We start from the raw sequence: 25,661 nt of genomic DNA, 5'->3' as shown, positions 1-25,661 counted from the left end.
GTCAGACCTATTCTCCCCCGTCCGGGACGGGAGAGTTTCCGGAAGCGGTATCGGCATCGAGGCCGGGCATCATGGCGCCCGTGTAGAGAGCCGCGTAAATCGTGTCGAGGACAGTGTCGACGTCGGTCATCACATCCGCATTCCAAAATCGCAGAACGCGATACCTACGGCGATTGAGCCATTCGGTGCGTATCGCATCGGCATTCGCCTGCGGATCGCGACCCTGATGCCCACCATCGATCTCGATGATGAAGCGGTGGTGGTGGCATCGAGCGCATGCACCCCCACCCTGACCCTCCCCGCAAGGAGAGGGGATCGCCGTCCGGAAAGGTGCCAGAACGGCGAGGGGAAGCAAATGCTCTCCCCCCCCTCGCGGGGAGGAGGTGAAGGTGGGGGTGTGGCGCCGTCCGTCGTCGCCGGAGCGCTCAATTTGCCCCGCCACCCGCCGTCTTCAGCCACGCCGCCCCGCAGGCCTTGGCCAGTTCGCGGACGCGGAGGATGTAGCTCTGGCGCTCGGTCACCGAGATCACGCCGCGGGCATCGAGCAGGTTGAAGACGTGGCTCGCCTTGATGCACTGGTCGTAGGCCGGCTGGGCCATCCGGTGGCGGCCGGCCTCGTCCTCCGGCGCGCCGGCATCGAGATAGGTCCGGCAGGCCTTCTCGGCATCGGTGAACTGGCGGAACAGCATCGCCGTGTCGGCCGCCTCGAAATTGTGGCGTGAATATTCCTGCTCGGCCTGGAGGAAGACGTCGCCGTAGGTGACCTTGTCCTCGCCCGCGCCGCCGTTGAAGTTCAGGTCGTAGACGTTCTCGACGCCCTGGACATACATGGCGAGGCGCTCGAGACCGTAGGTGAGTTCGCCCGCCACGGGCGCGCATTCGAAGCCGGCGACCTGCTGGAAATAGGTGAACTGGCTCACCTCCATGCCGTCGCACCAGCATTCCCAGCCGAGGCCCCAGGCGCCGAGCGTCGGGCTCTCCCAATCGTCCTCGACGAAGCGGATGTCGTGCAGCTTGAGGTCGACGCCGATGGCGTCGAGGGAGGCGAGGTAGAGTTCCTGCAGGTTCGGCGGGTTCGGCTTCAGGATCACCTGGAACTGGTAATAATGCTGCAGCCGGTTGGGGTTCTCGCCGTAGCGGCCGTCCTTCGGACGCCGCGACGGCTGAACATAGGCCGCCTTCCAGGGCTTCGGCCCCAGCGCGCGCAGGGTCGTCGCCGGGTGGAACGTGCCGGCGCCGACCTCCATGTCGTAGGGCTGCAGGATCACGCAGCCCTGCGCGGCCCAGAAATTCTGCAGCGTCAGGATCAGGCCCTGGAACGAGGTCTTAGGCGCGAGATCGACGGCGCCGGGCAAAACTTCGGCGCTGGGCAGGACTTGTGCGCTCGACATGAGGGGAAACTTCCGGTCCGCGGGAAAGGGCGGCAGCGTTTAAGAGCCGGGCTTGCGCTGTCAAGCCGACGCCCGGCCGGAGTGCGAGTGCGCAGCGGCACACATTTTCGCCACGATTGGTTTTATCGCCGGAACTGTCCCGCTTGTCGCAAGTTCTTAGCACAAATCAGGGGATCGGCCGAGTCGATAACGACCGCCGAACATTGCGGAAACCGGACCATGCGCAAGTCGTTCACTGTCTTCGCCGCTCTCTTTGCAGCATCGCTGGCCGCCACGCCGTTCGTCGTCGGTGCCTCGAACGCGCTCGCCACCACGGACGCGAGCGACACCGTGGTCATGCCCGCCCTGGTGACGCCGATCGAAGTCGCCGCCGTTCCCGCCCCGGTCGCGGCCGAAACCTGCACCCGCAAGGTGCGGGTGGTCTATTCGGGCTATGCCGCTCCGGCCTCGTCCTGCACCGTCGCGGCCCGCTAAGGCGCGCGTCCCGCCGGCACGACAACCCTCACAGGCCGTAGCGCGCCCAGGCCGCGCGCTCCTCGATCGCCGCGAAGGCGTCACCGGCGAAATCCGACAGGGTCGAGCCCGGCACGGCGCGGCGCAGGAGCCGGGAGACGAACGATCCCTGCTTCTCGGCGACGAGTTTCAGCACCACGTCGTCTCCGAACCGCGCCCTCAGCGTCGAGCGCGCATCGCCCAGCCCATCCACGAGCCCGAGCGGCAGCGCCTGCCGCCCGGTCCAGACCGCTCCGGTGAACAGGTTGTCGCCGCTCGCCCGGACAGCGGGCCTCCGCTCGGTGACGAGCGCGGTGAACAGCTCCTGCACATCCGCCTGGATCGCCTTCAGCCGGACGATGTCCTCCGGGTTCTCCGGGCGGAACGGATCGAGCATCGCCTTGGCCTCGCCCTGGGTATGGACCCGGCGCTCGACGCCGATCCGCTCGATCAGCTTGTCGAATCCGAATCCCGCCGAGACGACCCCGATCGATCCGATCAGCGAGGTCGGATCGGCGACGATCTCGTCGGCGGCGCAGGCGATCATGTAGCCGCCGGAGGCCGCCACATCTTCGACGAAGGCGTAGACCGGGAGCTTCTTCTCGATCGCCAACGAGCGGATGCGGCGATGGATGAGGTGGGACTGGGCCGGCGATCCCCCCGGCGAGTTGATCACCAGCGCCACAGCCGAGACGCCCGCCATTCCGAACCCGCTCTCCAGGCTGGATGCGACCGTCGCCATCGAGAGGCCCGACCGCAGGGGCGACACGGCACCGATCACGCCAGTGAGGCGGATGACCGCCACGCTCGGCTTGCGGGCACGCCACGCCTTCGGAAGGATCGGATGAAGGAAGCGCGGAAAGGCGAACGGCATCGTTTCTCGTCTCGCTGGTGAAGGGAATTCGTCGGGATCGAGGAGGCTGCGTAATCTCCCGTTTCCCAACCGATCATCACGAAATGGCGACGATCGAACTGTTTTGCAGGCTTCGCCGTTGCACTCAGCCGGCGTCGCATCGCGCCGCCGCAGCCCTGCGGCTTCAGCGACGCCCCGCAGGGAGAGGGAGACAGACCATCATGCGTATCGTGACGTGGATGATCGTTCTGATCGGGGTACTGGGCGGGGCCTACGGGTCCCTGTCCCAGGCGCGTGCCGCGCCGCTCCCCGTCGCAGCGATCGAGGGGTCCGCCGGGACGCCTCTCGTGGAGCAGGCCCGGTGGCGCCGGCACGGTTGGCATCGCCGCCATCACTGGCATCGCCGCCACTATTGGCACCGTCCGCATTACGGCTACCGCCGGCATTACTGGCGGCCGCGCTACTACCGCCCGGTCTATGGCTACCATCGCCCGGCCTATGGCTGGCGCCGCCATCACTGGCATCGTCGCCATCACTGGCACGGCCGGTATGGGCACCACCGCCGCCATCATTGGCGCTTCCGCTGAGTTCGATAGAAATTGCACTGAGTTCGATAGAACTTGAGAATTACGGCGAGGGCTCAGGCTCTCGCCGCGTCCACGATCATGCCGGCCAGGGTCGCCCGCGATGAAGCGCGTCGGCCTCCGGCGTCATCGCGCCGTCGGCCCCGTGAAGGATGAGCGGCGGCGCGAGCGCGAAGGGCGCGCGGCTTCCTTTGATCGCCGTGACGAGCACCCGGATTGCCGGCCGCTCGGCCCGTGCCTGAACCGGCCGCACCACGATCCCGCCGAAGCGCCGGCGCAGGGCGGCGAGGCAGTCGGGCAGGGCATCGGCGCGATGGATCAGCCCCAGCGTACCGCCCGGCTTCAGGATGTCGAGACAGGCTCTGAGCCAGGATTCGAGGTCGTCGCCCGCGAAGGAATGGGCCGTGGCCTTCCCCGCGACCGGTGAGGGTCTGTGCCGCCCGGCCTCGAAATAGGGAGGGTTGGTGAGCACGATGTCGGCCATGTCCGGTCGAAGCCCGGCCTCCCTGCGACCCGCGACGGAGAAGATATCGGCTGCGATCGCACTGGCCCGGCCGTGGAACCCGTTTGCCTCGATATTCCTGACGGCCAGGCCGACGAGGTCGAGGTCCCGCTCCACCAGGACGACCGTCGCCTCCGGCTCGCAAGATGCCAGCGCGAGCCCCACCGCTCCGGTGGCCGCGCCGATATCGACGACCAGAGCCTGCCGCGACGGAAGCACCAGCCGGCTCAGCAGCGCCGCATCCGTGCCGGCCCGGTGGGCGCCACGCGGCGGCTGATACAGGCGGAGGCGGCCGCCGAGCCAGAGGTCCCGGCTCGCATCCCCGGGAATCGAAGAATCATCGGGAATCGACGCCTCTCCGGGAGTCGTCCCCGCGTCGCTCGGATCACGCATCGCGCAGTTCGTGCGCGAGACCGGCATCCTCGAGCAGCCGCCGCGCCTGGGGCGCATGGTCGTCGGGCACGAGCAGCCGACGCGCGAAGGCGCCGATCGAGCCTTCGAGCATGCTCATGTGGTTGTCGGCGATGAGGACCGGAATATCCGCTCCCCGAAGCAGCGTCTCGGCAAAGCCAATCAGGACGATGTCGTTGCTGCGGATCAGCTCAGTCATGCGTCCACCCGCCTCATCGGCGGCCCCGCGCCGCCGCCCTTTGTATACAGGCAGAAGTGCTGGATGTTGCAGCGCCTCGGCGCGCATGCGAAGGGGTGCCCGCGTGGATGTTGGTCGCGGGAGATTGCCCGGTCGAGCGGACCGGCCCGAGAGGCGGGTACGCCGCCGGGATCTGCCCGGTGTGAGAGCTCGGGAGGCATCGAGTTTGGGTGTCGTCGTTTCCTTCGATGAGGGCCGCTCCGATCCGGAGTCTAGCCTGAACGATCTTGTGGCGCTGGTGGCGAAGGGCATGGAGCGCGTGAACGCGACCATCCTGTCGCGGACCGGCTCCGACGTCGCGATGATTCCGGAGGTGGCGAACCACCTCATCGCGTCCGGGGGCAAGCGCCTGCGCCCGATCCTCACCCTCGCCACGGCCGATCTCTGCGGCTACGCGGCCGGGGAGGGCGCGGTGAAGCTCGCCGCCAGCGTCGAGTTCATGCACACGGCGACGCTTCTCCACGACGACGTCGTGGACGAGAGCGACATGCGCCGTGGCCGCGTGGCGGCACGGATCAAATGGGGCAACGAGGCGAGCGTGCTCGTCGGCGACTTCCTGCTCGGCCAAGCCTTCCGGATGATGGTCGAGGTCGGCTCGCTGCGCGCCCTCGACATCCTCTCGGCGGCGGCGACCGTCATCGCCGAGGGCGAGGTGATGCAGCTCACCGCCGCCAAGAACACCGAGACCTCGGAAGACGAGTATCTCGCCGTCATCCGCGCCAAGACCGCCGAGCTGTTCGCCGCCGCCTGCGAGGTCGGTCCGGTGCTGGCCGAGCGGCCGAGGGCGGAGCAGGCGGCCTGCCGCTCCTACGGCATGAATCTCGGCATCGCCTTCCAGCTCATCGACGACGTGCTCGATTACGGCGGCACCAGCGCCTCGATGGGCAAGAATGTCGGCGACGACTTTCGCGAGGGCAAGATCACCCTGCCGATCGTGCTCGCGTTCCGGCGCGGGAGCGAAGAGGAGCGGACGTTCTGGCGCCGCACCCTGCAGGACGGAGAGGTGGCCGAGGCCGATCTCGACACGGCCCTGGCGATCCTGCGCAAGCACAGGGCGCTGGAGGACACGATCGACCGGGCCCGTCACTACGGTGCCATCGCCCGCGACGCCCTGGCACTGTTCCCGAACGGGCCAATGAAATCGGCCCTGCTTCAGGTGGTCGATTTCTGCATCGCTCGCGCTCACTGAGCGCGAGCCCGCCGCTTCACGGCAACATCGAGCGGCGTGATCGGCGAACCGTCAGGCGGCGGCGGTCGCCGGCCCTGCCGCGACCATCGGCAGATTCGCCGCGCGATCCAGCACGAGGTTGCCGTCCGTGTCGGTCCATTCGGTGAGCAGCCGGTCCGTCGCCGTCTTGGTCATCGGTGCGCCGAACAGGAAGCCCTGGCCATAGGTGCAGCCCTGGCCAGCGAGCCAATCGACGCTGTCGCTGCTCTCGATCCCCTCGGCGGTGGTGACGAGGCCGAGGCTCGACCCGAGGGCGATGATCGCATCGACGAGCTTGGCCCGTTCGGTGCCGAGCGGGATCGAGGCGACGTAGCTCCGGTCGATCTTCAGCTTGTCGAACTTCAGTTCGCGCAGGTGATAGAGGCTGGAATAGCCGGTTCCGAAATCGTCGAGGGCGATCCGCACGCCGAGCTTCTGCAACGAGGTTAGGGCGGTCCGTGCCGCCTCGATATCGTTGACCAGCGCCGTCTCGGTGATCTCGATCTCCAGCCTGTTCGGTGCGAAGCCGGTCTCCGTCAGGATCGTCAGGATGCGGGCCGGCATCTGCTTGTCCTGCAACTGCAGCGGCGAGATGTTGACCGCGAGCTGGAGATGCGACGGCCATGAGCGCGCATCGGTGCAGGCTTTCCGCATCAGCGCCCAGGTGAGGTCGGCGATCATGCCGGTTTCCTCCGCGACGGAGATGAAGGCATCCGGTCCGAGGAGGCCGTGGAGCGGGTGGCACCAGCGGGCGAGCACCTCGAACCCGATGAGTTCGCGGCCCGGGAGCGACACGACCGGCTGGTAGAAGGGCTCGATCTCGCCGCGTTCGATACCGACGCGCAGTTCCCGTTCGAGCAGCGCGCGAGCGCGCAACGCCAAGCCCATCTCCACCTGGAAGAAGCGGAACGCCCCGCGCCCGTCGCGCTTGGCCTGATACATCGCCAGATCCGCCGCGTGCAGCAGGGATTCCGCCGTGGCGGTTTCCGGCGATGCCAGGGCGATGCCCACCGTGGCGCCGATATCGAGGCGGTGGCCTCCCCAGGGGACCGGCTGCGACAGGGTGGCGATCACCTGCTGGGCGATCCGCCCGACCGTCTCCCGGTCGTCACCGTAATCGTAGAGGATGGCGAACTCGTCTCCGCCGAGCCGGGCGATGCCATGGCCGCCGGGCAGGAGCGCCCTCAACCGGTCGGCGACGACGCAGAGGATGGCATCGCCCGCCGCGTGTCCGTAGACGTCGTTGATCGGCTTGAAACGGTCGAGATCGATGACGAGAACCGCGATCGGCGTCTCGCCCCGCATGGCGGCGAGCCGGGCGTCCAGATTTTCCTGGAACAGGCGGCGGTTGGCCAGGCCCGTCATCGTGTCGTGCCGGGCAACCGCCTCGGCGCGCGACTGGGCGAGGTCCCGCGAGATCAGCGCCCGCCGCAGCATGAACGACTTCCGGACCGCCGCGACGACGATGCCGAGACTCATGCAGATCCCGAGCATGAGGAGATCGTGGCGCTCCTTGTCGTTCGGATAGGTCGCGAGGAGCGAAAACAGGCCCAGCTGCGTTCCGGCGAACCAGACGCATGTTCCGATCATCATCAGGCAGAGGAGCTCGCGAAACTCGCCCTCGGCCCAGGATCCTTGCTTCGCCTCTTCCATACTCAGCTCCCGACCGGAACGGACACTGGCCCAGCCACCTTTCGCCTCTCTGAACGAATTCGTCAGGAATACTCACAAATCGAAGTAAGCCCACATTGAAGGGGCCTATGCTTAACGGTTGCCGTCCTTTGCCGAGGGAGCGAGGGCCTCGGACCCGCCTCACCGCAGCAGGACGGGCCTCACCCACCACGATGGCCGCCGCGATCCGATGTGAGCGGCGGCCCGAACCGCGTCGCGCCGGTTCGCGAAGAGACCGAACACCGTGGCGCCCGAGCCGGACATGCGGGCGAGCCGGCATCCCGGCCGGTCGCGCAGCTCGGCGAGGGTCTCGGCGATGATGGGCGCGACGGTGAGTGCCGGTGCCTCCAGATCGTTCCGAGCCGGCGTCACCGCCGCCAGGATCGCATCGAGGCAGAGGCCCGGCGCAAGGACCGGATGGTCCGCCCCCGCATGGCGCTCGCCCACGGCGAGCCCGAGCGCCTTGAACACCGGGGCCGTCGAAACCGGTACGCCGGGATTGATCAGCACGGCGGGGAGCGCAGCGAAGTTCAGGGCCGGCCCGACATCCTCCCCGGCGCCGCGCATCATCCGGCCGCGAGGGTCGAGGCAGACGGGAACGTCGGCGCCGGTGGCGCGGGCGGCCTCGATCACGGCCGGGTGGTCGAGGGGCAGGTCGTTGAGGCGGGCGAGGAGCCGCAGGGCGGCGGCGGCATCCGAGGAACCGCCGCCGATGCCGGCCGCGACCGGCAGGCGCTTCACCAGATGGAAGGCGCCCAGTCGCAGGCCGGGCACGGCGCGGGCGAGGCCCCGCGCGGCGCGGATCACGAGGTTGTCGTCGAGGGGGCCGGCCGGGCCGGCGGTGGGGCCGGACACATCCAGCGCGAGATCGTCACCGGGCCGGAGGCTCAGGCCGTCGCCGGAGCCGGTGAAGGCGACGAGGCTCTCGAGCTCGTGGTAGCCGTCGCCCGTGCGGCGGCCGAGGACGTGCAGGGTGAGGTTGATCTTCGCCGGAGCGCGGGTGACGAGAACGGGCACGGATGACTCTGTCGGCGAGGGGCGGATCCGGGTCGGGCAAGGCCAGATCCGGGTCGGAGGGCGGCCGGTCCGGCGGCCACGCAAAAGGCGGGGCCGGTCTGGCCCCGCCCTCCGATGCTCGTCAAGTCAGATTCAGGCCCGTCGGACCCGTGGCTCAGCCGCCGGTCTTCTTGTCGGCCGCGCCCGGAGGCTCGGTCGGGGCCGGCGCGCCCTTGGGCAGTTCGGGATTCACCTTCTCCGCCTCGGGCGGGTTCTCGGCGGTGGCGGCCGGCTTCTCCAGCTCGGGCAGGCCGTCCTTCAGCTTCGCGTTGATCTTGGCGAGGTCGTCCGGCTCGGGGTTCAGGTCCTTGGCGTGCTGCCACTGGAACTTGCCCTCCAGCCGCCGGCCCGAACGCCAATAGGCATCGCCGAGATGGTCGTTGATCGTCGGGTCGCCGGGCTTCAGCTCGATCGCCTTCTCCAGCTCGCGCATGGCGTCGTCGTAGCGGCCGAGGCGGAAATAGGCCCAGCCGAGGCTGTCGATGATCATGCCGTCGCGCGGGCTCGCATCGACGGCCTGCTTCAGCATCGTGAAGGCCTCGTCGATATTCATGTTCTGGTCGACCCAGGAATAGGCGAGGTAGTTGAGCACCTGCGCCCGTGCCGCCGGCTGGTTCGCCGGCACCAGTTCCAGGGCCTTCTTCAGGTCGGCCTCGGCCTTCGGCCATTGCTTGGCCCGCTCGTAGGCGGTGCCGCGGAAATAGAAGGTCGTCCAGAAATTCGAGGCCGGCTGCTTGCCGATGAGATCGATGGCGCGGCTGTAGGTGGCCGCCGCCTCCTCGTATTTCTTGCGCGAGCGCTGGACGTTGCCGAGCGCCGTGACGACGTCGATATTGTCGGGATGCTCCTTCATCGCGGCGTCGAGGAGCTGGATCGCCTCCTCGCCCTTGCCGAGCTGTTCGAGATTGAGCCCGATCTGGATGTCGGCGTTGAGCTTGAGCGGCGAGGTCGCCGGAATCTGCGCATAGGCGTCGTTGGCGCGCTCGGTCTGCTTCATCCGGTCGAGCGTGTCGGCGAGGGTCAGGCGGGCGAGGGCGTGCTCGGGCGCGAGATAGAGTGCAAGGCGCAGGTAGACCACGGCGGGCAGCTCGTCGCCCTGGGTCGATCCGGCCGCGCCGAGCCCGTAAAGCACCTCGCCGGCCCCTTCCTGGGCGGTGTTGACGAGGCGGGTCAGCGGCTTGCCGGCCTTCAGCTTGTCGAGGGCGTCGCGCACGATCGGGTGGCGCGGCAGCAGCTGGTCGAAGGCGGTATAGGCCTGGATCGCAAGGTCGGTCCGGCCCGACTGGGCCTCGAACCGGGCATAGGCGTCGACGATGCGCAGGGTATTCTGGTCGGCGTCGTAGGCGGCCTTCAGCCGGCGCTCGGCCTCCGCCTGGTCGCCGACGAGGTTGGCGATCAGCCCGGCATGGAAGTCGCGGAACGTGTTGTAATAGCGCTCGCCCTTGAGCTTGCTCACCACTTCGAGGGCGCGCTTGCCGTCATTGGCGCCGGCATAGGCCCAGGCTGTGAGCAGCGTGCTGGTGAGGTCTGCGGCGGCGCCACGGCCGCTGCGGGAGAAGTTCTGCCGTGCCTGCGCGAACTGGCCGGCCTTGATCTGGCGGACGCCGAGGCTGAGCTGGGCGAGACCGTTCGATCCGTCGCGGGCGGTCAGGCGCTCGGCGGCGCGGAAGGCGTCGGGCAGGGCGCCGTCGGCGAGCAGCGACACGAAGGCGCGCTCGAGCAGTTCGGCGTTGCGCGGGTCGGCCTTCACCGCCTCGCGGTAGAAGCTCGCAGCGGCGGAGGTGTCCTTGGACGCACCCGCGATATAGGCCGAGAGGAAGTTGCCCTCGAGCGATTCCGCCGGCTCGTACTCCGTCATCGGAGTCGATTCCCGTGGCTGGGCGGCCATGGCGGTGAGCGACGTCGCCACCGAGGCGGCGAGGCACAAGGCGAGGGCCGAGAGGGTCCGGCGGGTCGCGGCGTTTCCGTTCATGGGCACCAGTCGCGTGTGTAGCGCATCGGCCTGAGGGGCCGATGCCGATCGGGCGGGGACACTGAACTCTTCCCGCCATCCCCGCAAGGCGAAAGGATGACGGGCGGCCTGGGGTTGGGCCGTCCTCACATGTTGGGATAGTTGGGGCCGCCCGGCCCCTCCGGCGTCACCCAGTTGATGTTCTGGTTGGGGTCCTTGATGTCGCACGTCTTGCAGTGGACGCAGTTCTGCGCGTTGATCTGGTAGCGCACGCCCGCCCCCTCCTGCACCCATTCGTAGACGCCGGCCGGGCAGTAGCGCGCCGAGGGGCCGCCATAGACGTCGTGCTCGGAACTCTTCTGGAGCGCCGCGTCCTTGACGTTGAGGTGGGGCGGCTGGTCCTCCTCGTGGTTGGTGTTCGAGAGATAGACCGAGGAGAGCCGGTCGAAGGTCAGCTTGCCGTCGGGCTTCGGGTAGACGATCGGAGTCACTTGCTCGATCGGCTTGGTCGCGGCGTGGTCCGGCTTGCCGTGTTTCAGCGTGCCGAAGGGCGAGGTGCCGAGGATCGTCTGCGCCCACATGTCGACACCGCCGAGACCGACGCCGACGAGGGTGCCGTATTTCGACCAGAGCGGCTTGACGTTGCGCACGCGCTTGAGATCGCGGCCGATGTCGCTGTCGCGCCAGCCGGCCTCGTAATCGGCGAGCTCATCGCCCTGGCGCCCGGCGGTCAGAGCGGCGGCGATGGCCTCGGCCGCCTGCATGCCGGAGAGGACGGCGTTGTGGGAGCCCTTGATGCGGGGCACGTTGACGAATCCGGCCGAGCAGCCGACGAGGCAGCCGCCGGGGAAGACGAGCTTGGGCACCGATTGCCAGCCGCCCTCCATGATGGCGCGGGCGCCGTAGCCGATGCGCTTGGCGCCCTCGAACACGTCGCGGATCATCGGGTGGGTCTTGAAGCGCTGGAACTCGTCGAACGGCGACAGGGTCGGGTTCTCGTAGTTCAGGTGCGTGACGAAGCCGACCGAGAGCAGGTGGTCGTCGAAATGGTAGAGCCAGGAGCCGCCGCCGGTCTTGTTCGAGAGCGGCCAGCCCATGGTGTGGCGCACGAGGCCGGGCTCGAACGTCGCCGGCTTGAGCTGCCACAGCTCCTTGACGCCGAGGCCGTATTTCTGGTGGTCGCTGTCCTTATTGAGCTGGAAGCGGTCGATCAGCGTCTTGGTGAGCGAGCCGCGCGCGCCCTCGCCGAAGATCGTGTACTTGCCGCGCAACTCCATGCCGCGGGTATAATCCTCGCGCGGCGTGCCGGCCTTGCCGATGCCGAGATCGCCCGTGGCGACGCCGATAACGGTGCCCGCGTCGTCGTAGAGCACCTCGGATGCCGGGAAGCCGGGATAGATCTCAACGCCGAGCTCCTCGGCCTTCACGCCGAGATACTTCGTCACGTTCGAGAGCGAGCCGACGTAATTGCCGTGGTTCGACATGAATTTCGGGAAGGTGAAGTTCGGCAGCGTGAGGCCGCTGTTCTTGGTGAGGAACAGGAACTCGTCGCGCTCGACCTCGGTCTTGAGCGGCCGGGCCTCGTCCTGGCGCCAATCGGGCAGCAGCCGGTCGAGCCCGAGCGGGTCGATCACCGCGCCGGACAGGATATGGGCGCCGACCTCGGACCCCTTCTCGACCACCACGACGGTGAGATCGGCGGCGATCTGCTTGAGGCGGATCGCGGCGGCGAGACCCGCGGGCCCCGCGCCCACGATCACCACGTCGAAATCCATGCCCTCGCGTTCCGGCAACGCCATCCTCGAAACTCCTCCTGCCGCGCCGGCCGAGACCGGTCGAGACCGGCCGGCAGACGCGTGGTGCCATGATTGCGAACACTCTCAACCCATTCCAAGCTAGGAACGCAAGCCTGCCGATGGTCTCGGCATGGAATGGGCCCGCTCCGCCGGGGCCTCGATGCCCACGCGAAGTGTCGCGCAAAGTGTTGTCCACAGGTCGGTTTGAGGCCACATCGAGAGTCATGAGCCAGGGTCCCGACCAGCCGCGCGATGTGATCGCCGATCTCGACTTCCATGTGGAAGCCGGCGTCGATCTCTGCCTCGACGAACGGCCGCATGACCGTTTCTCGGAGCCCGACGAACCGTCGCTGTGGCGACCGGCGCCGGCCCGGCGCGAGCTGCCCGCCCGGGATCCGTCCCCTGCCGATCCGCCGCCACCCCGTCGCGAACTGCCTTCGCGTGACCCGACGCCCGCGGCTCCCCCGGCACGGACCTACGGCCAATCGGCCTCGGCCAGACCCGGCGAGGCGGCGGGCGATGCGCGGGCGCGGGCTCGCGACGTCGCATCCATGGAGGAGCTGGAGGCGCTGCTCGCCGGCTTCGACGGCTGCCCCCTCAAGTTCACCGCCAAGAACCTCGTCTTCGCCGACGGCAACCCGGCCTCGAAACTGATGTTCATCGGCGAGGCGCCGGGGGCCGACGAGGACCGGGTCGGCAAACCGTTCATGGGCCGCTCCGGCCAGTTGCTCGACCGGATGATGGCGGCGATCGGCCTCGACCGGACCAAGGCCTACGTCACGAACATCGTGCCGTGGCGACCGCCCGGAAACCGCAATCCGACGCCCCAGGAAGTCTCGATCTGCAAGCCGTTCATCGAGCGGCAGATCGAGCTCGCCGACCCCGACCTCATCGTCTGCCTCGGCAGTCCGGCGACGCAGGCGATCACCGGGACGAAGGACGGCATCCTGAAAGCGCGCGGACGGTTCTATCCGTACCGGGTCGGAGACCGGGAGATAAGGGCGCTCGCGACCCTGCACCCGGCCTATCTGCTGCGGCAGCCGCTGCAGAAACGCCTCGCCTGGAGAGATTTCCGCCTTCTGCAGGCGACGCTCGAGGGCAGGGCGTGAGGTGAAACGCGCGGCGCAAGCGGAACCGTATCTTTCACCCGGGAATTAGTTCGGGCACACGGGGTCGTGACCAAGCCGCGCGTGACGGTCGGGGCCGGGCAAGCCTGCGCCACGACAAGCCTTCGCCACGACTTGCCTACGCCACCAGATGCGCCGCGACGCGAACCGATGCCACGAAGGGTGACGAGATCATGCGCTGGGAAGATTTCCGCTCGTCCGACAATGTCGAGGACCGTCGCGGCGAGGGCGGTGGTGGTGGCGGCGGCGGGTTTCCCGGTGGCGGCGCCGGCGGGCTCGGCATCGGGACCATCGTCATCCTCTGCATCATCGGCTGGGTCACCGGCATCAATCCCGCCATCCTGATCGGCGGCGCCGAGCAGATGGGCGGCGGCGGACGCCCGCGCCAGGAACAGGTCGACCCGCAGACCCAGGCCCAGCGCAACACCAAGCCGACCGACGAGAACGGGCGCTTCGCCGCCGCGATCCTCGGTAATACCGAGGACGTCTGGAAGGAGATCCTGCCCAACCAGACCGGCAAGCAGTACCACCCGACCGGCATGGTTCTGTATAAGGGCGGCACCCGCAGCGGCTGCGGCTCGGCCCAGGCAGCGATGGGGCCGTTCTACTGCCCGCTCGACAAGAAGATCTATCTCGACACCTCCTTCTTCAAGGAAATGGAACAGAAGTTCGGCGTGAAGGGTGACTTCGCCTATGCCTACGTCATCGCCCACGAGGTCGGCCACCACGTCCAGGACGAACTCGGCATCCTCGGCAAGGTCCAGGGCCGCCAGCAGGCGGCGTCGAGCAAGGTCGAGTCGAACCAGCTCTCGGTGCGCGTCGAGTTGATGGCCGATTGCCTCGCCGGCGTCTGGGCGAAGAACTCGAACGACAAGTTCAATTCCATGGAGCCGGGCGACATCGAGGAAGCGATGAAGGCCGCGAGCGCCATCGGCGACGACAAGCTCCAGAAGCAGTCGCAGGGCTACGCCGTGCCCGATTCCTTCACCCACGGCTCGTCCGACCAGCGGATGCGCTGGTTCATGACCGGCTACAAGAGCGGCCAGACCAAATCCTGCGACACCTTCAGGGCCGCCCGGAACTGAAGCCGCCGGGCCGGCAGGACGAGCGTAGTCCGCTCCACTTGTCATGATGCCGATGAGGGTTCGGAAAGCATAGCCGCAGACTCGTCGCCGCCGACCTTACAGGCGGCGACGACGTAACGATCGCTTCAACCCTGGAGCGCCAAGGATCGCTGGCGAGGCCGAACCGTTCCGGTGAACGCGGATGGCCCGGAACCGGCGATTCGAGGCAGATCTCCACCATGTCCGTGACCGAGACCGTCGCCATCATCATCGCCACCCGCGGGCGGCCGACCCTGGTGCGCGGTTTGGTGATGCTCCTGCAGGGCCAGAGCCTCGCCCCCGATCATATCGTGATCGTCGGCTCCGAAGCGGACGATCTCGGCGGGATCGAGGACGGTCCCGGCCTGACGGCCCGCGTCGGCAGAATCGGCAGCGCGCATCAGCGCAACGACGGGCTCGCCCTGGCGGGCGGGAACTACGATTACGTCGCTTTCTTCGACGACGATTTCATCCCCTCGCATTTCTGGCTCGAACAGATGGTGGCGACCTTCAGGGAGCGGCCGGACGTGGCCTGCCTGACGGGACGCGTTCTCGCCGACGGCGCCAAGTCGCCCGGCATCGCCCGCGACGAGGGCCTGCGGGTGGTACGGGACGAGGACGGGCACGGCGAGACGCCCGACGACACGCTGCACGAGGGGATCGGCCCCTACGGCTGCAACATGGCGTTTCGGGGCAGCGCCATCGAAGGCCTGAGCTTCGATGAACGGTTGCCGCTCTATGCTTGGCTGGAGGATTCCGATTTCGGCGGTCAGGTCGCGCGCCGGGGCCGCACCGCCCGCGCGGACGCGCTCTGGGGCGTTCATCTTGGCAACAAGATGGGGCGCGAACGGGGCAAGCGCGTCGGCTATTCCCAGGTCGCCAATTCCGTCTATCTCATGAGGAAGGGGACGCTCACCGTGCCGTTCCTCGGAAAACTGATGGCGCGCAACTTCGCGGCCAACGTCGTGCGTTCGCTCAAGCCCGAACCCTATATCGACCGGCGCGGGCGCCTCGCCGGCAACATCGCCGCGCTCCTCGACGTCGCGCGCGGTCGCATCTCGCCGGAACGGACCGCAAAGCTGTAACGGCGGGATCGACCTCGCCCCATCTTCGCGGCTAGAATCGAGCGGAATCGCCGAGCCGGAAAGCCGCCCTCCATGGTTGCCGCAGACAAGACCCGTAGCTTCATCCCGCTGTCGATCGCGGTGCTGACCGTCTCCGACACGCGCGTCGCCGAGGACGACCGGTCGGGCGACACGCTGTGCGAGCGCCTGGAAGCGGCGGGGCACCGCCTCGCCGACCGCGCCATCGTGCCCGACGAGGTGGCCGCGATCCGCGCCCGCGTCGAAGCCTGGACGCGCGACCCCGACATCGACGTGGTGATCACGACCGGCGGCACCGGCTTCACCGGGCGCGATGTCAGCCCGGAGGCGATCGAGCCCCTGTTCGAGAAGCGGATGGACGGCTTCTCGGCGGTCTTCCACCGCATCTCCTACGACAAGATCGGGACCTCGACGCTGCAGTCGCGGGCGACGGCGGGGCTCGCCAACGCGACCTTCGTCTTCGTCCTGCCCGGATCGCCCGGTGCCTGCCGGGACGCCTGGGACGGCATCCTCGCGGCGCAGCTCGATTACCGGCACAGGCCCTGCAACTTCGTCGAGATCATGCCGCGCCTCGACGAGCACCTTCGGCGGGGCGCCTCGATCCCGGTCTGATCAGGCCCTGTCGAGGCGGACGTTCACCCGTCGCGGCCGAAGGCGGGGCGAGAAATCGGCGCTGGCGACGAGCCGGTCGCGGCGCACCAGATCACCGGCACGCGGTGAGCGCACGCCGATCACCGATTCACCCCGCGCGACGAGGCGGGACGGCAAGCCGGCATGAGGGCGGCGCAACCGCCCGAGGATGGTCTCCGGACCGGCCGTTCCGATGAAGCGGTCGATGGCGCGGATCCAGCCCTCGCCCGGCACGTCGCCGACGTCGAGGCAGAGGACCCATTCGCGCCGCGCCGCCTTCGCTCCCGCCGACCAGGGCCTCGTCCCATTCGGCCGCGTGACGAACGTCGCCCCGGTCGCCTCGGCGACCGCATCGAGCGCCGCGTGATGCGAGGCCGCGATGATGACCGCGTCGCCGACGAGGCCGGCGGCGACGCCCTCCACGAGCGCCCCCAGCGAATCGGCGAGGTGATCGACCACGTCGGGGTCGTTCGGCCTCGCCACGTATATCAGAGCCGAAATCATGCGCGCGCATACCGTATTTTCGCCGTTCGAAAAGCCGGATGCCGGTGACAGGGCTGCAAGAACCTGTGCTCAGGCGCCGATCCACGGCATTTGCACGAAATAAGAGCAGCGATACCGGGCGAGTTCCTGATATGTTCTCGTCGCCCGCATCGGCGCGGGATGGCGTGGCCAGTGCCGACGTCGCGCCGCGCGATATCGATGAGGGCGAGATCGGAAGGAGCGACACATGCGACAGGATGGAAAGCTCGATTATCTCGAATTGCCCGGCGGCGCGATCGAGGCGGTGAAGACCTTCTATGGGGCGGCCTTCGGCTGGACCTTCACGGATTACGGCCCACGCTACGCGGCCTTCGACGAAGGGCTCGAGGGCGGCTTCGACGCCGACGAGGCGAAGGCGACGCGGGCGCCGCTGCCCGTGCTCTATGCCCACGACCTCGAAGCGATGCTGGCGCGGGTGGAATCCGCGGGCGGCACGATCCTGGCGCCGATCTACGCCTTCCCTGGCGGACGCCGGTTCCATTTCCGCGACCCGGCCGGAACGGAGCTGGCGGTCTGGTCCGAACGGTGACGGCGGCGGGGGAGGAGCGGGACGACGCGTTCGGCACGCCCGATCGACGGCTTGCGGCGAGCACCGCGTCGGCTGGCGCGCGAAAGGGGCGCGGCGCCACGGCCAACCCGACCGGCCGCTACGAACCCGCCCGGCGCGAGGCCTTCGACGACGGCTGGGCCTCGGACGAGGCGATCCCGCGCCTGCGCACCGAGGACGTTCCCGAGCGGGCGCGCACGATCCTGACGCGCAACACCTCGCCGGACCTGCCGTTCGACCGCTCGATCAATCCCTATCGCGGCTGCGAACACGGCTGCATCTACTGCTTCGCCCGCCCCAACCACGCCTATGTCGGCCTGTCGCCGGGCATCGATTTCGAGACGAAGCTCTTCCACAAGGCAAATGCGGCCGAGCTCTTGGAACGCGCGTTGTCGGCGAAGGGCTACGTGCCGCAGACGATCGCCCTCGGCACGGCCACCGACCCGTATCAGCCGATCGAGCGTGACCATGGCATCACCCGCGCCTTGCTCGGCGTGCTGGCGCGCTTCCGCCATCCGGTCGGTATCGTCACCAAGTCGAACCTCGTCACCCGCGATATCGACATCCTGGCGCCGATGGCCGAGCTCGGCCTCGTCAAGGTGGCGATATCGGTGACGACGCTCGATCCGGGCCTCGCCCGCCGGATGGAGCCGCGTGCTCCCCATCCCGCCCGTCGCCTCGACGCGATCCGTCAGCTGAGCCGCGCCGGCATCCCGGTCCTGGTGATGATGGCGCCGGTGATCCCGTCGCTGAACGACCACGAGATCGAGGCGGTGCTGGAACAGGCGCGGGAATGCGGCGCGGTCGAGGCCCGCCATGTCCTGCTGCGGCTGCCGCTCGAACTCGATGATCTCGTCAACGACTGGTTCGCCGAGCATTATCCGGGGCGGCGGAACCACGTCATGTCGCTGGTTCGGGAGGCGCGCGGCGGCAAGGCCTACGACGCCGCGTTCGGGCGGCGGATGACCGGCACCGGAGCCTATGCCGACCTCATCGGACACCGCATGCGGCTGGCGCGCCAGCGCCTCGGCTATGCGGAGGCGCGCATCAACCTGCGCACGGACCTGTTCACCGCCACGGCCGCCAGGGGCGCGCAGCTCAGCCTGCTGTGAGCCCCGGGACCGGGGCTCCGAAGCGCCGGGTGAAGCTCACCCGATGATGCGCCGAGCGGCCGAGACGGGCGAGCCCGGCGAGGTGGGCGGCGGTGCCGTAGCCGACGTTGCGGTCCCAGGCATAGGCCGGGTGGCGTTTCGCCAGAACCCGCATCAAGTCGTCGCGCAGGGTCTTGGCGACGATGGAGGCCGCCGCGATCTGGGGCACCAGTCGGTCGCCGCCGATCACCGCTCGGCACGGCAGGGCGAGGCCGGGAATGGCGTCGCGCCCGTCCACCGACACCGGCGCCTCGATCGCCAGCTTCTCCACCGCCCGGCGCATGGCGTCGAGGGTCGCGGCACGGACGTTGATCCGGTCCACGAGGTCCCGCGAGCCGGCCGCGACCGCGACCTCGGCATGCGCGCGGATCAGCGGCGTCAGGCGCTCGCGGGTCGGCCGGTCGAGCTTCTTGCTGTCGTCGAGGCTGGCGAGGATCGAGACCGGAAACACGGCCGGATCGAACCACACCGCCGCCACGACGACAGGGCCGCACAGGGCACCGCGCCCGACCTCGTCGCAACCGATGAGGGCGGGGAGGGCGGTGGCGGCGGGATCGGCGAACGGTCTGGTCATGAGCCCGGCGGAGTACACCTCACCGACCGGCCCGTCACCGGGCCTCGCGCGGGAGAGGCTGTGCGGGAGCGGCCACGGTGAGCGCGAAACCCTCGCACCGGGGAGGCCGCCGCGTCACCCCCTTTTTCCGCGCCGCGCTAAACCGCCGGCGCGGCCCTAAACGAACGGCGCCGGGGCATGGGGAGACCGGTGCCGTGCGCGAGCGAGATGTTGGTGAAGAACTGGCGCGCGCTCTCGCCCCAGGTGTAGCGCAGGGCTTCCCGGCGGCAGCGCTCGCGCGGGATCGCGAGGGCTGCGAGTGCGGCCTCGCGTAGATCGGGGCCGAGCACGCCTGCACCGGTCTCGCCGATGACGTCGAGGGGGCCGGTCACCGGAAAGGCCGCCACCGGAACACCGCAGGCGAGGGCTTCGAGCAGCACGATGCCGAACGTGTCGGTCAGGCTCGGGAACACGAACACGTCCGCCGCGGCGTAGACCCGCGCCAGCGCCGCGCCGGTCAGGGTGCCGAGGAAGCGCGCTTGGGGATGGAGGGCAGCGAGACGCGCACGGTCGGGCCCGTCACCGACCACGATCTTGGTGCCGGGCAGGTCGAGATCGAGGAAGGCCGAGACGTTCTTCTCCACCGCCAGCCGGCCGACGAAGAGGAAGAACGGGCCGGGCAGCCCCGCCAGGGCATCGGGGGGCGCCTCGTCGGCGGCGGCGGGCCGGAACAGGTCCGTGTCGACCCCGCGCGTCCAGCGCATCAGGTTGCGAAAGCCGCGCGAGGCGAGGTCGCGCTCCAGAGACGGGGTCGAGACCATCGTCCCGCTGGCCGCACCGTGGAAGCGCCGCAGCCAGGCATAGCTCCAGCTCTCGGGGACGGGGGCGCGCGCGGCGAGATATTCGGGAAACCGCGTATGGTAGCTCGTGGTGAACGGGCGGCCATGGGCGAGGCAGTACCGCCTCGTGGCGTAACCCACGGTCCCTTCCGTCGCCACATGGACGTGGGTCGGGGCGAGGTCGGACCAGAGCCGGGCGACCTTTGCCTTGGTGGCGTAGGACAGGCGGATCTCGGGATAGCCGGGCAGCGGGACCGAGGCGAAGTCCTGATGGGTCAGGAACAGGGTCTCGAAGCCGAGTTCGCGGCCCGCCGCCGCCATGTTCTCGAGGGAGCGAACGACGCCGTTGACCTGCGGGTGCCACGCATCGGTGGCGATCAGCAGCCTCACGCGACCGCCCGCGCCTTATCGGTGAGGATCGCGCTCCTCTCCGCTTCTTCGGCCGCCGCCCGCGCCCGCAGCACGCTCGGATAATGCAGCACCTCCATGGTGCCGTCGTAATGTTCGACGATGGCGGTGCAGGATTCCACCCAATCCCCGGTGTTCAGGTAGGTCAGGCCGCCGATCTGGCGGTGGGCGGCGGAATGGATGTGGCCGCAGATGACGCCGTCGGCACCGACGCGCCGGGCTTCGGCGCTGAGCAGCTCCTCGAACTTGCCGATGAAGTTGACGGCGTTCTTCACCTTGAGCTTCGCCCAGGCCGAGAGCGACCAATAGGCGAGGCCGAGGCGGCGCCTCAGGGTATTCAGATGCGTGTTGGCGAACAGCGCGAACGTGTAGGCGCCGTCCCCCAGGAAGGCGATCCATTTGGCATGGCGCACGACCATGTCGAACTGGTCGCCATGGATGACGAGGTAGCGCTTCCCATCCGCGGCGACGTGGATGCGGTCGTCCACCACCTCGATCCCGCCGAAGGTCATGCCGAGATAGTCGCGCAGGAACTCGTCGTGGTTGCCGGGGATGTAGACCAGCGTCGAGCCCTTGCGCACCTTGCGCAGGAGCTTCTGGACCACGTCGTTGTGGCTCTGCGGCCAGAACCAGCCCGATTTCAGCTGCCACCCGTCGACGATGTCGCCCACGAGGTAGATCTCGTCGGCGTCGTAATCGCGCAGAAAATCCAGCAGCAGCCCTGCCTGACAGCCCTTCGTGCCCAAATGCATATCGGACAGGAAGAGCGTCCTCACGCGGATCGTCTTCTCTGTATCTTCGCCCACGACCTTCTCCGAATGGCTTCGGTGGACCGAGCCAAACCGGATTCCCGTATCAGTTTGATGACGCGGCCCGCTTCCTCCCCGGCGATGCCGATTGAAGCGCATCGCAAGGATGCTGCGCTGCGCCACAAATTTTTTGAGTGGCCGCGAAGTTTTTTGCATTTTCCTTCGACGGCGAACCCCGGCATAGTCCAGCCCAAGGTGACCCACCGGATCGCGCTGGAAAGCGTGTGTCCGGAGCCCGCATGAGGCGCAATCAAGGTTGCCGACGAGGTGAGAAACGACGTCCACGGCCATGGGAGTGTGCGAGCACCGCGCGTCCCGGCCAACGGAGAGAGGCTTGATTCAGTCGAAGGCGGTCGCGTCGGGCGTTCCGGAACTCGCCATCCTCGGTGATGACGCGAGACTGGCCGCGCGCCTGTCGTCGATGGGCGCGGACCCTGCCGTCGCATCCGGCGGGAAAAGCGTGGACCGGGCCTTCGGCAGCGTTGTCGTATCTTCCCCCAAAGCTTAGGAACCGCCCCGGCACCAACCGAAGTCGGATCGCGACCTCAGACCACCGTATTCGATCCCAGCGTCGCACGCTGCGTGCGCGCACACCGAAGAAGAACCGGAGACACAACATGGCGGCAACGAGACGACCGGGTCGTAATCATCTGTTCGTTCCGGGCCCGACGAACATCCCCGACCGCGTGCAGCGGGCGATGATCGTTCCCTCGGAAGATCACCGTTCGGTCGATTTCCCGGCGCTGACGAAGCCCCTGTTCGAAGAGACCAAGGCGGTTTTCGGCTCGACCGAAGGCACCATCTTCCTGTTTCCCGCATCCGGAACCGGCATCTGGGAAGCCGCGCTGACCAACACGCTCCACCGTGGCGACAAGGTCCTGACCTCGCGCTTCGGCCAGTTCAGCCACCTCTGGATCGACATGGCTCAGCGCCTCGGCCTGAACGTGATCGTTCAGGAAGAGGAGTGGGGCACCGGCGCCAGCCCGGAGCGGATCGAGGAGGCGCTGCGCGCCGACACGAACCACGAGATCAAGGCCGTCATGACGGTCCATAACGAGACCGCCACCGGCGTCACCAGCGACATCGGCGCCGTGCGCAAGGCGATCGACGCGGCCGGCCACCCGGCCCTACTCTTCGTCGACGGCGTCTCCTCCATCGGCTCGCTGCCGTTCTACGCCGATGCGTGGAAGGTCGATTGCGCCATCGCCGGTTCGCAGAAGGGCCTGATGCTCCCCGCCGGCCTCGGCGTGATCTGCGTCAGCCAGAAGGCGCTCAAGGCCGCCGAATCCTCGTCGGGCCCCAACGATCGTCTCGCCCATGTCTATTTCGACTGGGCCGACCACCAGAAGCAGAACGGCGCCGGCTACTTCCCCTATACCCCGCCGCTGCCGCTCCTGTACGGCCTGCGCGAGGCGCTCGCCTGCCTTCGTGAAGAGGGTCTCGAGAACGTTTACAACCGTCACAAGGTTCTCGCCGAGGCGACCCGCCAGGCCGTGGCGGCCTGGGGTCTCAAGACCTGCGCCAAGGAAGCCAAGTGGAACTCGGACACGGTCACCGCGATCCTCGTCCCCGAGGGCGTCGATGCCGCCGCGATCATCAAGCACGCCTTCATGCGCTACAACCTCGCCCTCGGCGCAGGTCTGAGCCAGGTGGCCGGCAAGGTGTTCCGCATCGGCCACGTCGGTGACCTCAACGAGCTGTCGCTCCTCGGCGCCATCGCCGGCGCGGAGATGTCCATGCTCGACAACGGCGTGAAGGTGCAGCCGGGCTCCGGCGTCGCCGCCGCATCGAGCTACCTGCGCGAGAACCCGCTCGCCAAGGCTTAATCGGCTCGTAAAGTCCTGATCGGTTCGTGAAGTCCTGATCGACACCGTTTCCGGGACCGGCACCGTGCCGGCCCCGGGGCCATCTTCGTCAAAGCGTGTATCGCGTAACGCCGCGCCCGGCGCGGACCGTCGCTGAGGGTTCCACATGGCGCACACAATCGTCTTCCTCGACCGTGAATCCCTCGACGCCAAGGTGCGCGAATTCAATTTCCCGCACAGCTACACCGAGTACGATTCGACCTGGACGCCGGAAGAGATCGTCGAGCGCCTCAAGGGTGCCGAGATCGCGCTGATCAACAAGGTGCCCATGCGCGCCGAGACGTTGAAGCAGCTGCCCGACCTCAAGCTCATCGCCGTCGCCGCCACCGGCACGGACGTCGTCGACAAGAAGGCCGCCAAGGAACTCGGCATCACCGTCGTCAACATCCGCAACTACGCCTTCAACACCGTGCCCGAGCACGTGATCGGCCTGATGTTTGCCCTGCGGCGCGCCATCGTGCCCTACGCCAATTCCGTGCGCCGGGGGGATTGGGCGAAATCGACCCAGTTCTGCTACTTCGACTACCCGATCCACGACATCGCCGGCTCGACGTTGGGCATCGTCGGCTACGGAGCGCTCGGCAAGTCCATCGCCAAGCGCGCGGAAGCGCTCGGCATGAAGGTCATCGCCTATGACGTGTTCCCGCAGGACGGCCTCGTCGATTTCGAGACGATCCTGACGGAATCCGACGTCATCACCCTGCACGCGCCGCTGACGCCGGAGACCCGGAACATGATCGGCCGCGAGCAGCTCGCGAAGATGAAGAAGCACGCCATCCTCATCAACACCGCCCGTGGCGGCCTCGTCGACGAGGAAGCCCTCGCCGAGGCCCTCAAGGCCGGCACGATCGGTGGCGCCGGCTTCGACGTGGTGATGACCGAGCCGCCCAAGAACGGCAACATTCTGTGCGAGCTCGACCTGCCCAACCTCATCGTCACGCCGCACGTGGCCTGGGCGAGCAAGGAGGCCATGCAGATCCTGGCCGACCAGCTCGTGGACAATGTCGAGGCCTACGTCGCGGGCAAGCCGCAGAACGTGGTCGAAGGCTAAGGCTCTCGGGATCGCCCGGCTCGCCACCGCCGCATCCGCCAGAGGCCGTCCGGGTTTCCCGGAATGACGGGGCGCGTTCATCGAACGCGGTCCGTCGCAACGAACCGACGAAACGTCAGCCGCGCAGCGTCGCGGGCAGAGGAAACGACATGACGAAGAAGCTGCTGTTCCAATTCGATACCGACCCGGTTCCGAGCGTGTTCGATGTGGTCGTCGGTTACGATGGCGGAGCCGATCACATCGCCGGCTACGGCAACGTCACGCCCGACACAGTCGGCGCCCTGGTCGACGGCACGATCTACACCCGCGGCGGTTCGGAGAAGAAGTCCACGGCGATCTTCGTCGGCGGCGGCAGCATGGCGGCCGGCGAGGCGGTGTTCGAGGCGGTGAAGAAGCGCTTCTTCGGCCCGTTCCGCGTCTCGATCATGCTCGATTCCAACGGCTCCAACACCACCGCCGCCGCCGGCGTCGCCCTGGTGCAGAAGGCGGCCGGTTCGCTCGCGGGCAAGAAGGCCGTCGTCCTCGCCGGCACCGGTCCCGTCGGCATGCGCTCGGCCGCCCTCCTCGCCCAGGAAGGCGCCACCGTCGTTCTGTGCGGTCGCTCGCTCGACAAGGCCCAGGCCGCCGCCGACGCAATCAACACGCGCTTCAAGGTGAATATCAGCGCCGCCGCGACGCCGGATGCCGCCTCGCGCGCCGCCATCGTCAAGGGCCAGAACCTGGTCTTCTCGGCCGGTGCCATCGGCCTCGAGCTGCTCGCCGAAGCCGATTGGAAGGACGAGGCCAGCATCGAGTTCGTCGCCGATTACAACGCCCAGCCGCCGCTCGGCTTCGGCGGCATCGAGGCGATGGACAAGGGCAAGGAGCGCCACGGCAAGAAGGTGTTCGGCGCGCTCGGCATCGGCGGCCTGAAGCTCAAGCTCCACCGCGCCTGCGTCGGTAAGCTCTTCGAGAACGCCGAGACGGTGTTCGACGCCGAGGACATCTACGCCCTCGCCAAGACGATGGCCTGAACCATGGCTGACAAGACTTCCGCCGCCGGCGAAACCATCCAGGGCTTCCTCGACGGGCTCGCCAGCTCGGCCCCGACCCCCGGTGGCGGCGGTGCCGCCGCCATCTCCGGCGCCATGGGTGCCGCCTTGCTCAGCATGGTGTGCAACCTGACCATCGGGAAGAAGAAGTATGTCGAGGTCGAAGCCGAGCTGAAGGAGATCCTGGGCAAGTCCGAGGCGCTCCGGGCCGAACTCACCGGCATGATCTCCGACGACGTCGAGGCTTTCGACGCCGTCATGGCCGCCTACGGCCTGCCGAAGGGCACCGACGAGGAGAAGGCGGCCCGCGCCGCCAGGATCCAGGAGGCGCTCAGGGTCGCCACCGACGTGCCGCTCGCCTGCTGCCGCGTTTGCCGCGAGGTCATCGACCTCGCCGAGGCGGTGGCCGAGAAGGGCAACCTCAACGTCATCTCCGATGCCGGGGTTGCGGTTCTCTCGGCCCATGCCGGCCTGCGCAGCGCCGCGCTCAACGTCTATGTCAACGCCAAGGGCCTGGACGATCGCGGATTCGCTGAGGAACAACTGAAGCAACTCGAAGAGTTGCTCGGGCCGGCCGGGCCACTCAACGAGAAGATCTACGAGGTCGTGAAGGCCAAGGTGAACTAAGGATATCGAGAGGCCGGCGAGAACAAACTCAGCCGGCCTTTTCGTCTAAAAAATACATTCCGGCCGCCTGTAAAGGCGGAGTGAAAGAGAATGTAAAAAAATATTACAACAGAAGCTCTTTC

28 protein-coding genes are annotated in these 25,661 nt (G+C 68.0%); 15 read left to right on the top strand and 13 right to left on the bottom strand.

The genetic code is table 11. The features are described 5' to 3' along the window. Positions 1-7 precede the first annotated feature (7 nt). Positions 8-442 (bottom strand): DUF559 domain-containing protein, encoded by a 435-nt coding sequence (locus tag A3OK_RS23585; protein WP_081631186.1) that lies wholly within the window; start codon positions 440-442, stop codon positions 8-10. Further along, a complete protein-coding gene (locus tag A3OK_RS0110935; RefSeq protein ID WP_019904906.1) occupies positions 426-1,391 on the bottom strand; it encodes a glycine--tRNA ligase subunit alpha in 966 nt (321 codons plus the stop codon). Before A3OK_RS0110935 ends, A3OK_RS23585 begins: the two co-directional genes overlap by 17 nt. Before the next feature lie 219 nt (positions 1,392-1,610). Here A3OK_RS0110935 and A3OK_RS0110930 point away from each other — a divergent pair, with 219 nt between their 5' ends. Continuing rightward, positions 1,611-1,865 (top strand): hypothetical protein, encoded by a 255-nt coding sequence (locus tag A3OK_RS0110930; protein WP_019904905.1) that lies wholly within the window; start codon positions 1,611-1,613, stop codon positions 1,863-1,865. 28 nt (positions 1,866-1,893) lie between these two features. On the opposite strand, the gene A3OK_RS0110925 is transcribed toward A3OK_RS0110930, so the two are convergent. Next, positions 1,894-2,757 carry a S49 family peptidase gene (locus A3OK_RS0110925; protein ID WP_019904904.1) on the bottom strand — a complete coding sequence of 288 codons (864 nt, stop codon included), beginning with the start codon at positions 2,755-2,757 and terminating at the stop codon, positions 1,894-1,896. Between the two features lie 200 nt (positions 2,758-2,957). Between A3OK_RS0110925 and A3OK_RS0110920 the strand changes: the two genes are divergently transcribed. After that, positions 2,958-3,323: a hypothetical protein gene (locus A3OK_RS0110920; RefSeq protein ID WP_019904903.1), complete on the top strand. Its 366-nt coding sequence runs from the start codon at positions 2,958-2,960 to the stop codon at positions 3,321-3,323. A gap of 76 nt (positions 3,324-3,399) precedes the next feature. Here the strand turns inward: A3OK_RS0110920 and A3OK_RS0110915 are convergent, their stop codons facing one another. Beyond that, positions 3,400-4,215 (bottom strand): methyltransferase, encoded by an 816-nt coding sequence (locus A3OK_RS0110915; protein WP_019904902.1) that lies wholly within the window; start codon positions 4,213-4,215, stop codon positions 3,400-3,402. Next, entirely contained in the window at positions 4,208-4,432 is a 225-nt protein-coding gene (locus A3OK_RS0110910; RefSeq protein ID WP_019904901.1) for a DUF2007 domain-containing protein, read from the bottom strand. The genes A3OK_RS0110915 and A3OK_RS0110910 overlap by 8 nt, the downstream gene beginning before the upstream one ends. A 205-nt stretch (positions 4,433-4,637) precedes the next feature. Between A3OK_RS0110910 and A3OK_RS0110905 the strand changes: the two genes are divergently transcribed. Continuing rightward, positions 4,638-5,660, top strand: a complete 1,023-nt coding sequence (locus tag A3OK_RS0110905; protein WP_019904900.1) for a polyprenyl synthetase family protein — start codon at positions 4,638-4,640, stop codon at positions 5,658-5,660. Positions 5,661-5,711: 51 nt separating this feature from the next. On the opposite strand, the gene A3OK_RS0110900 is transcribed toward A3OK_RS0110905, so the two are convergent. From A3OK_RS0110900 to A3OK_RS0110885, 4 genes are all read right to left on the bottom strand, one after another. Further along, positions 5,712-7,331: an EAL domain-containing protein gene (locus A3OK_RS0110900; protein ID WP_019904899.1), complete on the bottom strand. Its 1,620-nt coding sequence runs from the start codon at positions 7,329-7,331 to the stop codon at positions 5,712-5,714. A gap of 159 nt (positions 7,332-7,490) precedes the next feature. After that, positions 7,491-8,366 carry a 4-(cytidine 5'-diphospho)-2-C-methyl-D-erythritol kinase gene (locus A3OK_RS0110895; protein ID WP_019904898.1) on the bottom strand — a complete coding sequence of 292 codons (876 nt, stop codon included), beginning with the start codon at positions 8,364-8,366 and terminating at the stop codon, positions 7,491-7,493. A 154-nt stretch (positions 8,367-8,520) separates the two neighbouring features. Beyond that, positions 8,521-10,377: a tetratricopeptide repeat protein gene (locus A3OK_RS0110890; protein WP_019904897.1), complete on the bottom strand. Its 1,857-nt coding sequence runs from the start codon at positions 10,375-10,377 to the stop codon at positions 8,521-8,523. Between the two features lie 125 nt (positions 10,378-10,502). After that, the gene (locus A3OK_RS0110885; protein WP_019904896.1) at positions 10,503-12,155 is read right to left on the bottom strand and encodes an electron transfer flavoprotein-ubiquinone oxidoreductase; all 1,653 of its coding nucleotides are present in this window, start codon (positions 12,153-12,155) and stop codon (positions 10,503-10,505) included. Between the two features lie 221 nt (positions 12,156-12,376). On the opposite strand from A3OK_RS0110885, the gene A3OK_RS0110880 reads away from it, so the two are divergent. From A3OK_RS0110880 to moaB, 4 genes are all read left to right on the top strand, one after another. Next, entirely contained in the window at positions 12,377-13,261 is an 885-nt protein-coding gene (locus A3OK_RS0110880; protein ID WP_019904895.1) for a uracil-DNA glycosylase, read from the top strand. 191 nt (positions 13,262-13,452) lie between these two features. After that, complete coding sequence (locus A3OK_RS0110875) at positions 13,453-14,364, top strand: neutral zinc metallopeptidase (RefSeq protein WP_019904894.1); 912 nt, start codon at positions 13,453-13,455, stop codon at positions 14,362-14,364. 218 nt (positions 14,365-14,582) lie between these two features. Then, a complete protein-coding gene (locus A3OK_RS0110870) occupies positions 14,583-15,467 on the top strand; it encodes a glycosyltransferase family 2 protein (protein ID WP_019904893.1) in 885 nt (294 codons plus the stop codon). Between the two features lie 72 nt (positions 15,468-15,539). Continuing rightward, the gene (gene moaB / locus A3OK_RS0110865; protein ID WP_019904892.1) at positions 15,540-16,097 is read left to right on the top strand and encodes a molybdenum cofactor biosynthesis protein B; all 558 of its coding nucleotides are present in this window, start codon (positions 15,540-15,542) and stop codon (positions 16,095-16,097) included. Here moaB and A3OK_RS0110860 read toward each other — a convergent pair whose 3' ends face one another. Then, positions 16,098-16,619: a hypothetical protein gene (locus A3OK_RS0110860; RefSeq protein WP_019904891.1), complete on the bottom strand. Its 522-nt coding sequence runs from the start codon at positions 16,617-16,619 to the stop codon at positions 16,098-16,100. Between the two features lie 226 nt (positions 16,620-16,845). Between A3OK_RS0110860 and A3OK_RS0110855 the strand changes: the two genes are divergently transcribed. Further along, positions 16,846-17,187 (top strand): VOC family protein, encoded by a 342-nt coding sequence (locus tag A3OK_RS0110855; RefSeq protein ID WP_019904890.1) that lies wholly within the window; start codon positions 16,846-16,848, stop codon positions 17,185-17,187. Continuing rightward, on the top strand, positions 17,184-18,317 hold the full coding sequence (locus A3OK_RS0110850) for a PA0069 family radical SAM protein (protein WP_019904889.1): 1,134 nt from the start codon (positions 17,184-17,186) through the stop codon (positions 18,315-18,317). The genes A3OK_RS0110855 and A3OK_RS0110850 overlap by 4 nt, the downstream gene beginning before the upstream one ends. Here the strand turns inward: A3OK_RS0110850 and A3OK_RS0110845 are convergent. The 3 genes from A3OK_RS0110845 to A3OK_RS22690 form a co-directional block, all read right to left on the bottom strand. Beyond that, the gene (locus A3OK_RS0110845) at positions 18,304-18,930 is read right to left on the bottom strand and encodes a ribonuclease HII (RefSeq protein ID WP_019904888.1); all 627 of its coding nucleotides are present in this window, start codon (positions 18,928-18,930) and stop codon (positions 18,304-18,306) included. The two genes, A3OK_RS0110850 and A3OK_RS0110845, sit on opposite strands and share 14 nt — an antisense overlap. A 137-nt stretch (positions 18,931-19,067) precedes the next feature. Next, positions 19,068-20,138: a glycosyltransferase family 1 protein gene (locus A3OK_RS0110840; protein WP_019904887.1), complete on the bottom strand. Its 1,071-nt coding sequence runs from the start codon at positions 20,136-20,138 to the stop codon at positions 19,068-19,070. Continuing rightward, positions 20,135-20,962 (bottom strand): UDP-2,3-diacylglucosamine diphosphatase, encoded by an 828-nt coding sequence (locus A3OK_RS22690; RefSeq protein WP_019904886.1) that lies wholly within the window; start codon positions 20,960-20,962, stop codon positions 20,135-20,137. Before A3OK_RS22690 ends, A3OK_RS0110840 begins: the two co-directional genes overlap by 4 nt. Positions 20,963-20,974: 12 nt before the next feature. Between A3OK_RS22690 and A3OK_RS23995 the strand changes: the two genes are divergently transcribed. From A3OK_RS23995 to fchA, 6 genes are all read left to right on the top strand, one after another. Beyond that, positions 20,975-21,208, top strand: coding sequence for a hypothetical protein (locus tag A3OK_RS23995; RefSeq protein ID WP_155912003.1), 234 nt, complete (start codon positions 20,975-20,977; stop codon positions 21,206-21,208). Positions 21,209-21,299: 91 nt separating this feature from the next. Further along, entirely contained in the window at positions 21,300-21,473 is a 174-nt protein-coding gene (locus A3OK_RS23990; protein ID WP_155912002.1) for a hypothetical protein, read from the top strand. A gap of 109 nt (positions 21,474-21,582) precedes the next feature. Further along, positions 21,583-22,791 carry an aminotransferase class V-fold PLP-dependent enzyme gene (locus A3OK_RS0110825; protein ID WP_026597137.1) on the top strand — a complete coding sequence of 403 codons (1,209 nt, stop codon included), beginning with the start codon at positions 21,583-21,585 and terminating at the stop codon, positions 22,789-22,791. A gap of 145 nt (positions 22,792-22,936) precedes the next feature. Continuing rightward, positions 22,937-23,881, top strand: coding sequence for a D-2-hydroxyacid dehydrogenase (locus A3OK_RS0110820; RefSeq protein ID WP_019904883.1), 945 nt, complete (start codon positions 22,937-22,939; stop codon positions 23,879-23,881). Positions 23,882-24,030: 149 nt separating this feature from the next. Continuing rightward, a complete protein-coding gene (locus A3OK_RS0110815; protein WP_019904882.1) occupies positions 24,031-24,894 on the top strand; it encodes an NADP-dependent methylenetetrahydromethanopterin/methylenetetrahydrofolate dehydrogenase in 864 nt (287 codons plus the stop codon). A gap of 3 nt (positions 24,895-24,897) precedes the next feature. Continuing rightward, positions 24,898-25,539, top strand: a complete 642-nt coding sequence (gene fchA / locus A3OK_RS0110810) for a methenyltetrahydrofolate cyclohydrolase (RefSeq protein ID WP_019904881.1) — start codon at positions 24,898-24,900, stop codon at positions 25,537-25,539. The last annotated feature ends 122 nt before the right edge of the window (positions 25,540-25,661 follow it).

Source organism: Methylobacterium sp. 77, assembly GCF_000372825.1.
Lineage (GTDB): Bacteria > Pseudomonadota > Alphaproteobacteria > Rhizobiales > Beijerinckiaceae > Methylobacterium.
Note: the sequence above shows the minus strand (reverse complement) of the source record. Positions and strands in the feature narration are given on the sequence as shown.

Excerpts from the sequence above, each read along its gene's own strand:
- A3OK_RS0110935 (WP_019904906.1), bottom strand. The coding sequence starts at position 1,391 with ATGTCGAGCGCACAAGTCCTGCCCAGCGCCGAAGTTTTGCCCGGCGCC.
- A3OK_RS0110930 (WP_019904905.1), top strand. The coding sequence starts at position 1,611 with ATGCGCAAGTCGTTCACTGTCTTCGCCGCTCTCTTTGCAGCATCGCTG.
- A3OK_RS0110925 (WP_019904904.1), bottom strand. The coding sequence starts at position 2,757 with ATGCCGTTCGCCTTTCCGCGCTTCCTTCATCCGATCCTTCCGAAGGCG.
- A3OK_RS0110920 (WP_019904903.1), top strand. The coding sequence starts at position 2,958 with ATGCGTATCGTGACGTGGATGATCGTTCTGATCGGGGTACTGGGCGGG.
- A3OK_RS0110915 (WP_019904902.1), bottom strand. The coding sequence starts at position 4,215 with ATGCGTGATCCGAGCGACGCGGGGACGACTCCCGGAGAGGCGTCGATT.
- A3OK_RS0110910 (WP_019904901.1), bottom strand. The coding sequence starts at position 4,432 with ATGACTGAGCTGATCCGCAGCAACGACATCGTCCTGATTGGCTTTGCC.
- A3OK_RS0110900 (WP_019904899.1), bottom strand. The coding sequence starts at position 7,331 with ATGGAAGAGGCGAAGCAAGGATCCTGGGCCGAGGGCGAGTTTCGCGAG.
- A3OK_RS0110890 (WP_019904897.1), bottom strand. The coding sequence starts at position 10,377 with ATGAACGGAAACGCCGCGACCCGCCGGACCCTCTCGGCCCTCGCCTTG.
- A3OK_RS0110885 (WP_019904896.1), bottom strand. The coding sequence starts at position 12,155 with ATGGCGTTGCCGGAACGCGAGGGCATGGATTTCGACGTGGTGATCGTG.
- A3OK_RS0110880 (WP_019904895.1), top strand. The coding sequence starts at position 12,377 with ATGAGCCAGGGTCCCGACCAGCCGCGCGATGTGATCGCCGATCTCGAC.
- A3OK_RS0110875 (WP_019904894.1), top strand. The coding sequence starts at position 13,453 with ATGCGCTGGGAAGATTTCCGCTCGTCCGACAATGTCGAGGACCGTCGC.
- A3OK_RS0110870 (WP_019904893.1), top strand. The coding sequence starts at position 14,583 with ATGTCCGTGACCGAGACCGTCGCCATCATCATCGCCACCCGCGGGCGG.
- moaB (WP_019904892.1), top strand. The coding sequence starts at position 15,540 with ATGGTTGCCGCAGACAAGACCCGTAGCTTCATCCCGCTGTCGATCGCG.
- A3OK_RS0110860 (WP_019904891.1), bottom strand. The coding sequence starts at position 16,619 with ATGATTTCGGCTCTGATATACGTGGCGAGGCCGAACGACCCCGACGTG.
- A3OK_RS0110855 (WP_019904890.1), top strand. The coding sequence starts at position 16,846 with ATGCGACAGGATGGAAAGCTCGATTATCTCGAATTGCCCGGCGGCGCG.
- A3OK_RS0110845 (WP_019904888.1), bottom strand. The coding sequence starts at position 18,930 with ATGACCAGACCGTTCGCCGATCCCGCCGCCACCGCCCTCCCCGCCCTC.
- A3OK_RS23995 (WP_155912003.1), top strand. The coding sequence starts at position 20,975 with ATGGCTTCGGTGGACCGAGCCAAACCGGATTCCCGTATCAGTTTGATG.
- A3OK_RS0110825 (WP_026597137.1), top strand. The coding sequence starts at position 21,583 with ATGGCGGCAACGAGACGACCGGGTCGTAATCATCTGTTCGTTCCGGGC.
- A3OK_RS0110820 (WP_019904883.1), top strand. The coding sequence starts at position 22,937 with ATGGCGCACACAATCGTCTTCCTCGACCGTGAATCCCTCGACGCCAAG.
- A3OK_RS0110815 (WP_019904882.1), top strand. The coding sequence starts at position 24,031 with ATGACGAAGAAGCTGCTGTTCCAATTCGATACCGACCCGGTTCCGAGC.
- fchA (WP_019904881.1), top strand. The coding sequence starts at position 24,898 with ATGGCTGACAAGACTTCCGCCGCCGGCGAAACCATCCAGGGCTTCCTC.